This window comes from Blautia sp. OM06-15AC (assembly GCF_003481425.1).
GTDB classification, from domain to species: domain Bacteria; phylum Bacillota; class Clostridia; order Lachnospirales; family Lachnospiraceae; genus Fusicatenibacter; species Fusicatenibacter saccharivorans.
Map to the genome: position 1 here is coordinate 55,743 of NZ_QULD01000005.1, position 15,440 is coordinate 71,182.

The 15,440-nt window shown below is 50.7% G+C and carries 14 protein-coding genes; 10 read left to right on the forward strand and 4 right to left on the reverse strand.

The features are described 5' to 3' along the window. Nucleotides 1-12 precede the first annotated feature (12 nt). From DXB83_RS08415 to DXB83_RS08465, 10 genes are all read left to right on the forward strand, one after another. Entirely contained in the window at nucleotides 13-1,536 is a 1,524-nt protein-coding gene (locus tag DXB83_RS08415) for a YifB family Mg chelatase-like AAA ATPase (protein WP_118697444.1), read from the forward strand. Nucleotides 1,537-1,539: 3 nt separating this feature from the next. Continuing rightward, nucleotides 1,540-2,409, forward strand: a complete 870-nt coding sequence (gene dprA / locus DXB83_RS08420; protein WP_022462182.1) for a DNA-processing protein DprA — start codon at nucleotides 1,540-1,542, stop codon at nucleotides 2,407-2,409. Between the two features lie 367 nt (nucleotides 2,410-2,776). Beyond that, entirely contained in the window at nucleotides 2,777-4,858 is a 2,082-nt protein-coding gene (gene topA, locus DXB83_RS08425; RefSeq protein WP_117804112.1) for a type I DNA topoisomerase, read from the forward strand. A gap of 260 nt (nucleotides 4,859-5,118) precedes the next feature. Next, nucleotides 5,119-5,940, forward strand: coding sequence for a GTP-sensing pleiotropic transcriptional regulator CodY (gene codY / locus DXB83_RS08435; RefSeq protein ID WP_022462184.1), 822 nt, complete (start codon nucleotides 5,119-5,121; stop codon nucleotides 5,938-5,940). Between the two features lie 347 nt (nucleotides 5,941-6,287). After that, nucleotides 6,288-6,572 (forward strand): co-chaperone GroES, encoded by a 285-nt coding sequence (gene groES / locus DXB83_RS08440; RefSeq protein WP_022462185.1) that lies wholly within the window; start codon nucleotides 6,288-6,290, stop codon nucleotides 6,570-6,572. Between the two features lie 36 nt (nucleotides 6,573-6,608). Continuing rightward, nucleotides 6,609-8,234: a chaperonin GroEL gene (groL, locus tag DXB83_RS08445; RefSeq protein ID WP_117509522.1), complete on the forward strand. Its 1,626-nt coding sequence runs from the start codon at nucleotides 6,609-6,611 to the stop codon at nucleotides 8,232-8,234. Nucleotides 8,235-8,502: 268 nt separating this feature from the next. Then, nucleotides 8,503-9,174: a hypothetical protein gene (locus DXB83_RS08450; RefSeq protein WP_055227379.1), complete on the forward strand. Its 672-nt coding sequence runs from the start codon at nucleotides 8,503-8,505 to the stop codon at nucleotides 9,172-9,174. After that, nucleotides 9,167-9,676 (forward strand): DUF6106 family protein, encoded by a 510-nt coding sequence (locus tag DXB83_RS08455; protein ID WP_055227377.1) that lies wholly within the window; start codon nucleotides 9,167-9,169, stop codon nucleotides 9,674-9,676. Before DXB83_RS08450 ends, DXB83_RS08455 begins: the two co-directional genes overlap by 8 nt. Nucleotides 9,677-9,745: 69 nt before the next feature. Beyond that, the gene (gene guaB / locus DXB83_RS08460; protein ID WP_117509520.1) at nucleotides 9,746-11,203 is read left to right on the forward strand and encodes an IMP dehydrogenase; all 1,458 of its coding nucleotides are present in this window, start codon (nucleotides 9,746-9,748) and stop codon (nucleotides 11,201-11,203) included. A gap of 101 nt (nucleotides 11,204-11,304) precedes the next feature. Further along, the gene (locus tag DXB83_RS08465) at nucleotides 11,305-12,015 is read left to right on the forward strand and encodes a peptidoglycan recognition protein family protein (RefSeq protein ID WP_022462190.1); all 711 of its coding nucleotides are present in this window, start codon (nucleotides 11,305-11,307) and stop codon (nucleotides 12,013-12,015) included. A gap of 97 nt (nucleotides 12,016-12,112) precedes the next feature. On the opposite strand, the gene DXB83_RS08470 is transcribed toward DXB83_RS08465, so the two are convergent. Genes DXB83_RS08470 through DXB83_RS08485 form a run of 4 tightly spaced genes read right to left on the reverse strand, consistent with a single transcriptional unit; the run spans nucleotide 12,113 to nucleotide 15,286 of the window. Then, nucleotides 12,113-12,637, reverse strand: a complete 525-nt coding sequence (locus DXB83_RS08470; protein WP_117509519.1) for a VanZ family protein — start codon at nucleotides 12,635-12,637, stop codon at nucleotides 12,113-12,115. Nucleotides 12,638-12,680: 43 nt separating this feature from the next. After that, nucleotides 12,681-13,505 carry a metal ABC transporter permease gene (locus DXB83_RS08475; protein ID WP_118697446.1) on the reverse strand — a complete coding sequence of 275 codons (825 nt, stop codon included), beginning with the start codon at nucleotides 13,503-13,505 and terminating at the stop codon, nucleotides 12,681-12,683. Next, on the reverse strand, nucleotides 13,502-14,209 hold the full coding sequence (locus DXB83_RS08480) for a metal ABC transporter ATP-binding protein (protein WP_118697447.1): 708 nt from the start codon (nucleotides 14,207-14,209) through the stop codon (nucleotides 13,502-13,504). Before DXB83_RS08480 ends, DXB83_RS08475 begins: the two co-directional genes overlap by 4 nt. Further along, a complete protein-coding gene (locus DXB83_RS08485) occupies nucleotides 14,210-15,286 on the reverse strand; it encodes a metal ABC transporter substrate-binding protein (protein ID WP_118697493.1) in 1,077 nt (358 codons plus the stop codon). Nucleotides 15,287-15,440: the final 154 nt, after the last annotated feature.

Consider the following 15,440-nt stretch of genomic DNA (forward strand, 5'->3'; position numbering starts at 1 on the left):
AGGAGGTTTTCTTTGTATTGCAGTGTATTATCAGCCACCGTCTCGGGCATGGAGATGATTCCGGTGCAGGTGGAGGCGGATGTCAGTGACGGCATGCCGCAGTTTACGATGGTCGGCTACGTGAGTGCCCAGGTAAAGGAGGCGCAGGACCGCGTGCGGACAGCCCTCAAAAACATGGGAATTTCCCTGCCGCCGAAACGAATTACGATTAATTTATCCCCGGCGGACGTCCGAAAAGAAGGATCGCGTTTCGATCTTCCGATTGCAGCGGGCGTTCTGATGACGCTCGGCCGGATTCCGCCCGGGTCACTCCGGAAAACGATGGTGCTCGGCGAACTCGGCCTTGACGGCCATGTGCAGGAGATCAGCGGTGTATTTCCGGCAGCGGCGAAGGCGCGGGAGCTTGGATGCACAACGCTTCTTGTTCCAGCCGGAAATGCCGCGGAAGGGGGTCTGGTCGGCGGGCTTCACGTCGTTGGAATCCAGAATTTACAGGAGCTTTTGAACTACTGCTGTGAAGGGAAAATGCCGTCGCTTCCGTCTATAGAAAATCAAAAGAAGGAGGACGGAAAAGAGCCGGACTTTTCCGAAGTGCAGGGCCAGACGGCGGCGCGGCGGGCGGCGCTCATCGCTGCGGCCGGATTTCACAATCTGCTGATGCTGGGGCCGCCGGGCAGCGGAAAATCCATGATCGCAAGGCGGATTCCGACGATCATGCCTCCGATGTCTGAGGAGGAGCAGATGGAAGTAACGCGGATCTACAGCATCGCCGGAATGCTTGCCAAAGGAGAGGGTGTCCGCCGGGAGCGGCCCTTCCGTGCTCCGCATCACACGATGTCTCCGCAGGCTCTTGCAGGCGGCGGAAAACAGCCGTCCCCGGGCGAAATTACGCTGGCACACCGCGGCGTTCTCTTCCTTGATGAACTCCCGGAGATGACGCGCACAACCATTGAGATCCTGCGCCAGCCGCTCGAGGAGCACCGGATTGTGATTTCCCGTGTCAGCGGAAACTATGTGTTCCCGGCGTCATTTCTGATGGTGGCGGCAATGAACCCCTGCCCCTGCGGCTTTTACCCCGACTTATCGCGCTGTACCTGCGCACCCGGCGACATCAGCCGGTATCTCTCGAGAGTCAGCCAGCCGTTCCTCGACCGCATGGATCTCTGCGTGCAGGTGGAAGCACTTTCCTACGAGGATCTGCACGGCGAGGAGCGGTGCGAATCCTCGGCCAGGATGCGGGAAAAAGCGACGGCAGCGGCGGAAATTCAGGCGGCGCGCTACCGGCAGGAGTCGATTCATTTCAATAGCGAACTGAAAGCAGGCCAGATCGAGAAATACTGTATCCTGGAAAAAGCAGCGGAAGAGCTTTTAGAGGATGCCTTCCGCCGCCTGCGCCTCAGCGCGCGTTCCTACCACGGGATTATCCGCACCGCGCGGACAATTGCGGATCTGGACGGGGCGGTCAAAATCGGCGTGCCGCATATCAGCGAGGCGATCTGCTTTCGGAGCGCCGACAAAAGTATATGGAGGATCTGACGTATGGCGATGGAAATTTTTACAGTCGGCCGCGGGCAGGAGGGCTATCCGGAGCGGCTTATGCCGTTCGCGGACATGCCGTCCCGCCTTTTCGTGCGGGGCGCGCTGCCGGCGGATGAGCAGAAAACAGCGGCGATTGTGGGCGCGCGGATATGTACGGCGTACGGAAAGAGCCAGGCGGCCTTTTTCGCGCAGGTGCTGGCGGCAAACGGCGTGGCGGTGATCAGCGGACTGGCGTGCGGAATCGACGCGGCGGCGCACGAGGGGGCACTGCGCGGAAAGGGAAAGACGTTTGCCGTGCTTGGCTGCGGCGTGGATATCTGCTATCCGAAACAGAATTACCCGCTGATGCGGCGGATGCTGGAAAACGGAGGCGGTGTCTTAAGCGAATTTCCGCCGGGCGCAGAGCCGCTTCCGTGGCATTTCCCGATCCGCAACCGCGTGATCAGTGCGCTGGCAGATGTCGTTCTGGTAATTGAGGCAAAAGAGAAGAGCGGCTCGCTCATTACGGCGGACTATGCGCTGGAGCAGGGAAAAACGGTATTTGCCCTGCCCGGACGGACAACGGATGCGACAAGCCGCGGCTGCAACCGCCTGATCGCGCAGGGAGCGGAAATTGCGATTTCACCCGAAACGATTCTCGAGGAGCTGGGCGTGAAAAAGGCCGGAACAAAAAGAGCCGCACCGCGTCCGCGCTATGGAAAAGAGGCGGAAATGGTTCTGAAAACACTCGCGGCAGAACCGCAGAATCTTGCACAGCTTGCCGGCAGCACCGGAATCCCGCTGCAGGAGCTGACCGGCATTCTGCTGGCACTCGAAATTGACGGCGTTATTGCGGAAAATCCGCCGGGCGTGTACATGGCGTTATCGTAAAAGGGACGAGGAAAAGAAAGGTTTTGTGATATTCCGCCCGGTGCACAATTATAATAGAAGAAAAAGAAAAAAGGGGGCTCTTCTGCGCCGCGTGCATGTCTGAAAAAGGAAAAAGAAAAGAAAAAAATCAGGAAAAATCGTTAAAAAATAGAAAAAATCCTGTTATTTTGTCGGGAAACATCGAAAAATGGTACATTTTAAAAATGGAAAACACTTGCAAGAAAAAACTTTTTGGTGTATAGTCAGTGGAAGTTACGACTAATTTAGGAATTATTCTGGAATTTGTAATGATGCAGAACTATGCGATATGAAAAACGCAATATAGATCTGGACAGTTATAAAAATATGTATTCAGGAGGCATCAGAGGTGGCAAAATATCTTGTAATAGTGGAATCACCGGCAAAAGTCAAGACGGTGAAAAAGTATCTCGGGGCAAATTACGAAGTTGCAGCATCTATGGGCCATGTGCGCGATCTGCCGAAAAGCCGGCTTGGAATTGATGTAGAACATGACTTTGAACCAAAATATATCACCATCCGCGGAAAAGGAGAGCTTCTGGCATCTCTTCGAAAAGCCGCAAAAAAAGCAGATAAAGTTTATCTCGCAACTGACCCTGACCGCGAGGGAGAGGCAATTTCCTGGCATCTGTCGATTGCGCTGAATCTCGATGAGAACAAGATGCGCCGCATCACCTTCAATGAGATCACAAAATCAGCAGTCAAAGCGTCGATCAAACAGGCACGCGACATCGATATGAACCTGGTGGACGAGCAGCAGGCGCGCCGCTGCCTCGACCGTATGGTAGGTTATGAAATCAGCCCATTGTTATGGAAGAAAATCAAACGCGGACTTTCCGCCGGCCGTGTGCAGTCCGTTGCACTGCGCATCATCGGCGACCGCGAGGATGAGATCAATGCGTTCATTCCGAAAGAATACTGGACACTGGAAGCAGATCTGAAAATTCCAGGCGAGAAGAAACCGCTCGTCGCAAAATTCCACGGCAAAGGCAGTGAAAAGATGGCGGTCGAGACGAAAGAGCAGCTCGATGAAATCTTAAAGGGACTGGAAAATGAGACCTTTACTGTATCCGAAGTGAAAAAAGGAGAGCGTTCCAAGAAAGCGCCGCTTCCGTTCACCACGAGTACCCTGCAGCAGGAAGCATCGAAGGTGCTGAACTTCTCCACGCAGAAGACGATGCGTCTGGCGCAGCAGCTCTACGAGGGCGTGGAAGTAAAGGGAAAGGGAACGATCGCTCTGATTTCCTATCTGCGTACCGATTCTACACGAATCAGCGAGGAGGCCGATGCGGCAGCACGTTCCTTTATCCAGGAGCAGTACGGCACAAAATATACCGCAAGCGGGGACACGACGGAGAATAAAAACAGCAAGGCACAGGATGCGCACGAGGCCATCCGTCCGACCGATGTGACGAATACACCGGTAATGGTAAAAGAATCCCTGCCAAGAGATCTGTTCCGCCTGTATCAGCTGATCTGGAAACGCTTTGTGGCAAGCCGCATGCAGCCGGCCGTCTATGAGACAATTTCCGCACGGATCAATGCAGGAGAGTATCTCTTTACAGCAGCTTCCTCCCGTCTGGCATTTGATGGTTTCATGTCCGTTTACACCGATCCGGATGAGGAAAAGAAAGAGAAAAACGCCGCTGTCCGGAGCCTGGAGGCAGGAACGGAGCTGGCACTGGAAAAGATGGATCCGCAGCAGCACTTCACACAGCCGCCGGCACACTACACCGAGGCTTCCCTTGTCAAAACACTCGAGGAACTCGGCATCGGCCGTCCAAGTACGTACGCGCCGACCATCACAACGATCATCAACCGCCGTTACGTGGCAAAGGAGAACAAGAACCTTTACATGACAGAGCTCGGCGAGGTGGTCAACAACATGATGAAAGAGGCATTCCCGAGCATCGTGGATGTCAACTTTACGGCAACGATGGAAGCTCTGCTCGACAGGGTTGGAGATGGAAGTGTTCCGTGGAAGACAGTAGTCGAGAACTTCTGGCCGGATCTCTATGAGGCGGTCACAGAGGCAGAAAAGAACCTCGAAGAAGTTAAGGTAGAGGATGAGGTGACAGATGTCATCTGCGAGAACTGCGGCCGCAACATGGTGGTCAAATACGGCCCGCACGGAAAATTCCTCGCCTGCCCGGGATTCCCGGACTGCAAGAACACGAAGCCGTATCTGGAAAAGATCGGTGTTCCGTGTCCGAAGTGCGGAAAAGAAGTGATCCTGCGCAAGACGAAAAAAGGGCGGAAATATTATGGATGCGAAAACAATCCGGAATGCGATTTCATGTCCTGGCAGAAACCGTCTGCCAAGAAATGCCCGCAGTGCGGCGGCTATATGCTGGAAAAAGGCAATAAGCTGGTCTGCGCGGACGAGCAGTGCGGCTATGTAGAAGCACGCGAAAAGAAAGACGAAGACTGAGAATGACAAAGCGGTCTGTACTGGTGAAAAACTGGTGCAGGCCGTTTTTTTTGCTTATCGAGGCGGAAAAACAGGAAGATCTGAAAAAATTTAGCATGAATTTTTATAAAATTTATAGTTTTCTGAAAAATATATTGATTTCCGGAAAACTACATGATAGAATGAGCTTAGTTTTAAGGGTTGTCTGAAAAAGGCATCAGTGTGCATTTTTTTCGGCGGATACGCCAAAAAAATGCAGAAAATAAAGAAAGGAGAAGAACATGAGCGTACAACTGCTGGATAAAACCAGAAAAATCAACAAACTGCTTCATAACAATCACTCCACGAAGGTCGTGTTCAACGATATCTGTGAAGTCCTGATGGAAACGTTAAGTTCCAATATCCTGGTGATCAGTAAAAAAGGAAAAGTGCTGGGCATCAGCCTTTGCCCGGGCGTGGAAGAAATTACGGAGCTGATCGAGGATAAGGTGGGCGGTTATGTCGATGCCGCATTAAACGAGCGTCTCCTCGGCGTACTCTCCACAAAAGAGAACGTCAATTTACAGACCCTCGGCTTTGAGCGGCCTGGTGTAGAGCGCTACACCGCAATTATCTGCCCGATCGAGATCGCCGGAGAACGCCTTGGTACCGTATTTATGTACCGCTGCACCCCGCAGTACGATATCGACGATATCATCGTCAGTGAGTACGGCACAACCGTTGTCGGACTGGAAATGATGCGTTCCGTCAACGAGGAAAATGTGGAGGAAAACCGCAAGGTTCAGGTGGTTAAATCCGCATTCAACACGTTGTCCTTCTCCGAACTGGAAGCCATCATCCATATCTTTGATGAACTGAACGGGGATGAGGGCATTCTGGTTGCAAGCAAAATTGCAGACCGCGTCGGCATCACAAGATCCGTCATCGTAAATGCCCTCCGCAAATTCGAGAGCGCAGGCGTCATCGAGTCCCGTTCCAGCGGTATGAAGGGAACGTATATCAAGGTATTAAATGATTATATCTTTGATGAACTCGACGAGATCAAAGCAAGAAAGAACCTGAAAGGAAAGGGCGATGCCCATCCGGACGAGGCGAAAAAATAAAAAAGTGGAATGTAGAAAAGAATCGGAGCCGTTTAAGAATGGCGCCGTTTCTTTTTGTGCAAAAAAGCATTCGGGGAGCGGAAAAAAATGGTATCATTCCCGTTTTTAGGAATAAACTATAATTAGATTCTAAAGAGAGTATAAAATATGAAAAAGTTGCCAAAATAAGAAAAAACGAGAAAATAAGAGAAATTAAGAGCTATCACGAGAAAAAAAAAGAGAATTACAAAATTCATACATTTGCGAAATGAGGTGGAAAACACTATAGTAAGAACCATCAAGTAGCACTCGAATGAACTGAGTGCTAATAAATAAAACTGAATGAAATCTTGAAGGAGGAAACATAAATGAAGTTAGTACCTTTAGGTGACAGAGTTGTATTAAAAGAGTTAAAAGCAGAGGAAACCACAAAATCCGGTATCGTACTTCCGGGACAGGCACAGGAGAAACCGCAGCAGGCTGAGGTTATCGCAGTAGGACCTGGAAAAGTAGAAGACGGCAAAGAAGTAAAAATGGAAGTTGCAGTCGGAGATCAGGTAATCTATTCCAAATATGCAGGAACCAACGTCAAACTGGAAGACGAAGAGTACATCATCGTAAAACAGGATGACATTCTGGCAGTTGTAAAATAAAGAATAATCAAGTAAAAATCAGGAGGCATGACAATCATGGCAAAAGAGATTAAATATGGAGCAGAGGCAAGAAACGCTCTTCAGAATGGTGTAAACCAGCTTGCAGATACCGTACGTGTAACCCTTGGACCGAAAGGAAGAAACGTTGTTCTGGACAAACAGTACGGCGCTCCGCTCATCACAAACGATGGTGTTACGATTGCAAAAGAGATCGAGCTGGCAGACGGCTTTGAAAACATGGGCGCACAGCTCATCAAAGAAGTTGCTGCAAAGACCAACGACGTAGCAGGTGATGGTACCACAACCGCAACCGTTCTGGCACAGGCTATGGTAAACGAAGGAATGAAAAACCTGGCAGCAGGTGCGAACCCGATCGTTCTTCGTAAGGGAATGAAGAAAGCAACCGATAAAGCTGTTCAGATCCTTGCAGAGATGAGCCAGCCGGTAGCAGGCAAAGAGCAGATTGCAAAAGTTGCAGCTGTTTCTTCCGGAAGCGAAGAAGTAGGCCAGATGGTAGCTGACGCTATGGAAAAAGTTTCCAAAGACGGCGTTATCACCATCGAGGAGTCCAAGACCATGCAGAACGAGCTGGAGCTGGTAGAAGGTATGCAGTTCGACCGTGGATATATCTCCGCTTACATGTGTACCGATATGGAGAAAATGGAAGCCGTTCTCGACAATCCATATATCCTGATTACCGATAAGAAACTGTCCAACATTCAGGAAGTTCTTCCGCTGCTGGAGCAGATCGTACAGAACGGAGCAAGACTGCTGATCATCGCTGAGGACGTAGAGGGCGAGGCTCTCCAGACACTCGTGATCAACAAACTGCGCGGAACCTTCAACGTAGTAGCTGTCAAAGCACCGGGATACGGCGACAGAAGAAAAGCAATGCTCGAGGATATCGCAATCCTGACCGGCGGCCAGGTGATCTCCGAGGAAGTTGGTCTGGAATTAAAAGACGCTACTCTGGAAATGCTCGGACGTGCAAAATCTGTTAAAGTTCAGAAAGAGAACACCGTTATCGTTGACGGTGCCGGCGCAAAAGATGCCATCGCAGCAAGAATCGGCCAGATCAGATCCCAGATCGAGGAGACCACTTCTGAGTTCGATAAAGAGAAACTGCAGGAGAGACTGGCAAAAATGGCAGGCGGCGTAGCTGTGATCCGTGTAGGTGCAGCAACCGAGACCGAGATGAAAGAAGAAAAACTCCGTATGGAGGATGCTTTAAATGCAACGAGAGCAGCCGTAGAAGAGGGTATCATCGCAGGCGGCGGTTCTGCATACATCCATGTAACAACACAGCTTGCAGAGCTGATTGACAGCCTGGACGGCGACGAGAAGATCGGTGCAAGAATCGTACAGAAAGCACTCGAGGCTCCTCTGTTCCACATCGTAACAAACGCAGGTCTGGAAGGCGCTGTTGTGATCAACAAAGTAAAAGAGTCCAAAGTAGGTGTTGGATTTGATGCATACAACGAAGAGTATGTAGACATGATCCAGGCTGGTATCCTTGATCCGGTTAAGGTTACCAGAAGCGCACTGCAGAACGCTACCAGCGTTTCCGCAACCCTGCTGACCACAGAATCCGTTGTTTCAACCATCAAAGAGCCGGCTCCGGCTATGCCGGCAGGCGCAGACGGTGGAATGGGAATGATGTAATTTCCGGGATAAAAATGTCTGGTAAAACAAAATAAGAAAACCGGCTGGCAAAGACCGTAGCGGAACATGGGTTCCGAAGTCCTGTCTTTGCCGGCCGGTTTTTTAGTGGAAAGTTTTTCTTCCATTTCGCATGGCTCTGAATCGTTACAAAAAATTTCAGAAAGTTTTCATGCTTTCGCCGGGCGGCGTATATGGACGCTTCCGGCGTTTTATGCTATACTGATTTGTAGGATGTTGGGGGAAATACAACAAAGGAGAAGAAACACACATGGCAAGTCGTTATGAATCCGACATGACAAGGAAGGAGAAGATGCAGCTCGAAAAAGAGAAGCTGTCGAAAATGAATTTTAAAGAGAAACTGGCCTATATCTGGGAATACTACAAGGCTGTCATTTTCGGCATCATCGCTGTTATCTTCATCATCGGCACGATTGTGAATATCCATGAAAATGCGAAGTATTATGACCTCGTGAGCATTGCCGTAGTGGATTACGCAGGACTGCAGGATGTAAGTCCGATCGAGGAGGACCTAAAAGAAGCGCTCGGAACCGGAGATAAGTACGAAAAGGTAAGCATCGATACAAGCTACAGCTTCGGTGAAAACCTGGAAAACGCGGATTACAACACGCTGATGAAATTCACAGCCGTGATTGCCGCACAGAGCATGGATGTTCTGATCTGTTCACAGGCCGTGTACGACAACTACAGCAAAGACGATTATTTTCTGGATCTGTCCACACTGTTTGACGAAGCGACGTGTGAGAAGTACGGGATAAAGGCGGGAGATACCTGCCTCGACATTTCCAAATTGAAAAAGTACCAGGATATGGGCCTTACGTACTATGAGCCGTGTTATCTGACCGTGTTGGTCAATACAAAGAACGCGGACAATGTAGCAAAACTGATCGAATATCTTGAGGAGGATGGAGTAAATGAGTGATCTGTACACAGAAGTGCTGGTGAAAAAACAGCAGACAGGAAAAGACAAGGCGATCAAAGGAGTTCTGATCTTCTTTACCGTTCTTTTTGCAGCCGCAGGAATTATGATGAATCCGCTGATTCTGCTTCTTGCGCTGGTACTTGGAATCGTAGACTATATTTTTATCCCGAAGCTTTCGGTAGAGTTTGAGTATCTGTACGTCAACGGCGAGCTCGATATCGACCGTATCTATTCGCAGTCAAGAAGAAAAAGAGCCGCAAGCTATGAGCTTTCCAACATGGAAATCCTGGCTCCGTACCAGTCCCATCAGCTTGATTCCTACAAAAACAACCAGAGTATCAAACGTTACAACTATTCCTCCGGCATCGAAGGACAGGGCCACAAACCGTACGCATTCGTCATCTCCAAGGACAATGCCATGCAGATGGTGATCTTCGAGCCGGACGAAGTGATGTTAAAAGATATCCGCAACCGTGCACCAAGAAAAGTATTTATGGATTGACAGCTTTTTTGTTTTATGTTAAATTAGGTGATAAATCAAAAAGACTTAAGAAGAAAGGAAGAAATGAAAATGGGTACAATTATTGGTGATGGTATTACCTTCGATGATGTGCTTCTGGTTCCGCAGTATTCTGAAGTAACCCCAAACATGGTAGATCTGACTACGCATCTGACCAAGAAGATCAAGCTGAACATCCCGATGATGAGCGCCGGCATGGATACGGTTACAGAACACCGTATGGCAATTGCCATGGCACGTCAGGGAGGAATCGGTATTATTCACAAGAATATGTCGATTGAGCAGCAGGCAGAAGAAGTAGACAAAGTAAAACGTTCTGAGAACGGTGTTATCACCGATCCGTTCTATCTGTCTCCGGAGCACACCCTGGAAGATGCCAATAATCTGATGGCAAAATTCCGTATTTCCGGTGTCCCGATTACCGAGAACGGAAAACTGGTTGGTATTATTACAAACCGTGATCTGAAGTTTGAAACTGATTTCACCAAGAAAATCAAAGAGTCCATGACCAGCGAAAACCTGATCACTGCAAAAGTAGGCGTTACGCTGGACGAGGCAAAAGCAATCCTTGCAAAATCCAGAAAAGAAAAACTTCCGATTGTCGATGACGATTTCAACCTCAAAGGTCTGATCACCATCAAAGATATCGAGAAAACCATCAAGTACCCATTGTCCGCCAAGGATGAGCAGGGACGTCTGCTCTGCGGTGCCGCAGTCGGCATCACGGCAAACGTGCTCGATCGTGTCGATGCGCTGGTAAAAGCACACGTAGACGTGATCGTCATCGACTCCGCTCACGGACATTCCGCAAATATCTTCAAAACACTTCGTCTCATCAAAGAGCATTATCCGGATCTGCAGGTAATCGCCGGAAACGTGGCAACCGCAGAGGCAACAAGAGACCTGATCGCAGCCGGAGCAGACGCTGTTAAAGTCGGTATCGGACCTGGTTCTATCTGTACGACCCGTGTCGTTGCAGGTATCGGTGTACCGCAGGTCACAGCCGTTATGGACTGCTATGAGGAAGCAAAGAAGACCGGAACTCCGATCATCGCCGATGGAGGTATCAAGTACTCCGGAGATATGACAAAAGCAATCGCAGCCGGTGCCAATGTCTGCATGATGGGAAGCATCTTCGCAGGATGCGATGAGAGCCCGGGAGATTTCGAACTGTTCCAGGGAAGAAAATACAAAGTATACCGTGGAATGGGATCCATCGCAGCGATGGAGAACGGAAGTAAAGACCGTTACTTCCAGACCGGCGCCAAGAAACTGGTTCCGGAAGGTGTGGAAGGCCGTGTAGCATACAAAGGCCTCGTAGAGGACACTGTATTCCAGCTGATCGGCGGACTTCGTTCCGGTATGGGCTACTGCGGAGCGAAAGATGTTGAGACCTTAAAGGAGACCGGAAAATTTGTGAAGATTTCCGCAGCATCCTTAAAAGAGTCCCATCCGCATGATATTCACATCACCAAAGAGGCTCCGAACTACAGCGTGGACGATAAATAAGAATAAAAAGTCGCAAAAGGCAGAAGGGGGAAAGGGCAGAAACTTTTCAGCTTCTGCCTTTTCAAATGAGGGGGCGCTTATTTGCAGCGGGGAGAGAACATATGGCACAGAAGAGACGGGGAAAAATGACAAGAAAACAGAGGCAGCGCCAGCTTCACCGCAGAATGTTTCTGACGGGAGTTCTGGTGGTGCTGATCTGCGTCGGCATTTACAGCGGCATCCGCCGTGTGGCAAAAACGGCAAGTGATATCACGGCCGTTGACTATTCCGGTTCTGATTATGAGGACAACGATATCACCGACTGGACCGGCGCTCCGCCGATTGATGTGGAGCTTCTGACGCCGAACAGCTGGTCCAGACCGCAGACGAGGCTGAAAAAGGTGGACGGCATCGTTATTCACTACACGGCAAACCCGGGAAGCACGGCGATGCAGAACCGTGATTACTTTGAAAACCTGCCTGAGACGCAGGAGGCGCAGGCCAGCAGCCATTTCGTCGTCGGCATCGAGGGAGAAGTCGTTCAGTGTATCCCGACGAGTGAATGGTCGTATGCATCGAACCAGCGTAATTTCGATACGATCTCGATTGAATGCTGCCACCCGGATGACAGCGGTGAATTTACCGATGAGACATACAATTCTGTGGTCCAGCTCGCCGGTTTCTTATGCAAGCGGTTCAATCTGACTTCGGACGATGTGATCCGTCACTATGATGTAACCGAAAAGCTTTGCCCTCTGTACTACGTGGAGCATGAGGATGCCTGGATTCAGATGAAGGCAGATATTCAGGCGTATGCGGATTCACTTTCCTAAGAGCTGTTTTTAAGAAAAATGAAAAAATCCCCGTTGGGAAAATCAGTTTCAGGAGAAATGATTTTTCCAACGGGGATTTTTCTGTTATCCAATATTTTTAGTAATAGTAACGCCGTCTGCGCCGCTTTCTTTTTTTCGTATTTCCGCCGAGTGCAATCCAGCAGAACAGCCGTACAAACGTGATGCCGAAGAGAACGCCGATGCTGTCGATGCCGACGTCCTTTACCGACGGGCCGCGGTTGGCGACCATCGTCTGGTGGAACTCATCGCTCGCGGCAAAGGCGACACAGAGGATGCCGGCAAGAAATGTGAGCGCGAAGCCGCGCAGGCCGTAGACGTAGAGCGGAAGCGAAACACAGATTGCAAGCAGACAGTACTCTGTCATATGAGCCAGCTTCCGTACCGGGTACTGATACTCGTCAGCCAGTTCCTGGATCTTCTCATCATCCCATCCGCGGTCCATGACGTGGTCGATCGTGATGAAAATGCCGCGCGCCACTTTTTCACTGAGCTGTGAGGATTCCGTTCCGTTCTGGGAAGAGAAGGAGAAAATCAGCGACATCATCAGAATCGCCGGGATGAAGGAAAACGGTTTTAACAGTGCAATTACAATTCGATTCATAAAATACCTCCAGTAAAACAAAGCAGGTCAGATCGGAAACTTTTTATGCGGTATGCTCGCGGATTCCGGCAATCGCAGAAAAGATCAGGAATGCCAGCAGGTTCACGATTACGACCGTCGCTCCGGCAGGGGAGGACAGGAAAAACGAGAGGGACATGCCAAGAAGGAAGCACACCACCGAGAGAACCGCAGAGCAGATCACCACGCTCTGGAAGGTATGGCAGAGACGCATCGAGGTCAGTGCCGGGAAAATCAGCAGGCTGGAGATCAGAAGCGCGCCCATCATGCGCATGCCGAGGACGGTGGTGATGGCGGTTAAGAATGCCAGCAGCATGTTGTAAACCTCTGCGCGGACACCGGTTGCTTTGGCAAATGTCTCGTCGAAAGTGACGGCAAAAATACGGTTGTAATACAGGACGAACAGGAGCAGCACGACGATGGAGAGCACCACGGAGAGAACGACGTCCTCATCACTCATCGCAAGGATGCTTCCGAACATGTAGTTGTTGACATCGGTGTTCATGCCGCTCGACCACGAAACCGTGATGACACCGATCGCAAGCGCAGAGCTTGAAATCAGACCGATGGCGGCGTCGCCTTTGATCTTGCTGGATTCGTTCATGCGGAGCAGCAGAAAGGCGGCAAGCACGACGACAGGGATTGTGAAGGCAAGCGGAGCAAAACCGAGTGCCGTTGCAATCGCAAGAGAGCCGAATCCGACATGGGAGAGGCCGTCGCCGATCATGGAGTAGCGCTTTAACACGAGGCTGACGCCAAGCAGTGCGGCGCACAACGAGACGAGAATACCGACCACAAGGGCACGCTGCATAAACGGATAAGAAAGCATTTTCAGCAGATTCGAAATCATAAGTCGGCACCTCCTAAAAACTGTTTTCCAGCCTCGGTTTTCAGATACTCGTTCGTCGGACCGAAGAAGACCTGCTTCTGGTCGAGCTGGAGAATGTGCGTTGCGTCCGGCAGAATATTGCGAATATCGTGGGAAACCATGATGATCGTAACGTTCTGCTCGCGGTTGATGCGGCGGATGAGCTGGTACATTTCGTTTGTCATGACCGGGTCAAGGCCAGTGACCGGCTCGTCGAGGAGCAGCAGTTTCTTTGTGGCGCAAAGCGCACGAGCGAGAAGCACACGCTGCTGCTGGCCGCCGGAGAGATCACGGTAGCACCGTTTCTTTAATGAAAGGAGGTCGAGAAGCTCCATATTGCGGAGCGCGTCCTCTTTGTCTGCCTTTGTGTAAAACGGCGGGAAATGCGGGTGGTTCTGCCGGCCGGACAGCACGACTTCCCAGACGCTCGCCGGGAAATCCTTTTGTGCGGCGGTCTGCTGCGGCAGATAGCCGATCTCGCTTGGATGAAGCCCGTCGCCGGTTGTGATCGAGCCGGTGGACGGATTTTTTAAGTGAAGCAGTCCCTTGATCAGAGTACTTTTTCCGGAACCGTTCTCGCCCACAATACAGAGGTAGGAGCCGGCTTCCAGGGCAAAGTTGACATCGGTCAGGACCGGGATGCCCTCGTAGGAGAAGGTGACATCACTGCAGGTAAGTAGAGCCATTTAGTTTAAAGCCTCCTTTAATGCGGAAACGTTCTGTTCCATGAGGGAGAGATACGTAGCGCCGCTTTCGAAATCATCTTTGGATACATTGTGACAGGAATGAAGCAGCAGCTTTTTCGCGCCGGTCGCCTCACAGATGGAGTCCGTCATTTGTTCATTGGACAGCTCGGTGTGGAAAACGACGGGAATCTGTTCTTCCTTGATTTTATCAATTAAAAAAGAAAGGGTTTTGGCACTTGCCTCGGATTCCGAGGAGCAGCCGGGAAACGCCGCGTAGTAGTCGAGGCCGTAGGTGTCCGCAAAGTAGCGGAACGGGAAACGGTCGCCGAAAACAATGGTATGGCGGCTTGCAATTGCGGTGACATCGGAAAATTCCTCATCGAGGGAGGCAAGCGAAGCAAGATACGAGGCGGTGTTTGCCTGGTATTCATCCGCATGCTCCGGGTCGAGGCGGCAGAGGGAATCACAGAGCTTCTGGACAATCCGCATTGCATTTTTCGGCGAGGTCCAGACGTGCTCGTCCTGTTCGCCGTGGGATTCGTGCGCATGATCATGGGAAGATTCGTCGTGTGTATCCTCGTCCTCATGGTCGTGTACATCCTCGTGATCTGCATCTTCGTCCTCATGGTCGTGCGCATCCTCGTCCTCATGATCGTGTGCGTGGCCGTGGGTCTCCATTCCCTCGACGGTTTCCTCGGCAACGGTGTCAACGCAGTCCATCAGCGTCACTACCTCTTTGTTCGAGGTATCGACAGAATCAAGGATTGTCTCGACCCAGGCATCGGAATCGCCGCCGACGTAGACGAAGAGATCACATTCGGAAACCGTAATCATATCGCCCGGTGTCGGTTCAAACGAGTGACTTTCCGCACCCGGGGAAAGCAGCATGTGGAGATCGAGATGATCGCCGCCGATGGCGCGCAGAAAATCATACTGCGGAAAAATGGTCGCCACGGCGGAGAGCTTTTCGTTCTCTGTGGAATCCGCCGTCTCCTTTGCGGAACCTGCGCAGCCCGTCAGAAGAAGGAGCGCAGGAAGGAGGAGAAGGCGTAAATGTTTTCTGGAAAAAAACGTCATGATACTCCTTTCTGAAAGAAAATACGGAAGCATTGTGAAAAAGCTCCGTATCAGACCGTTCAGTAACAAATGCCGCAGGAGTGGGAAGCGGCAGACGGGAACAAATGTCCCCGAAAAAAGATCAGTTATCATCATATAGCAGGGAGGATTCATT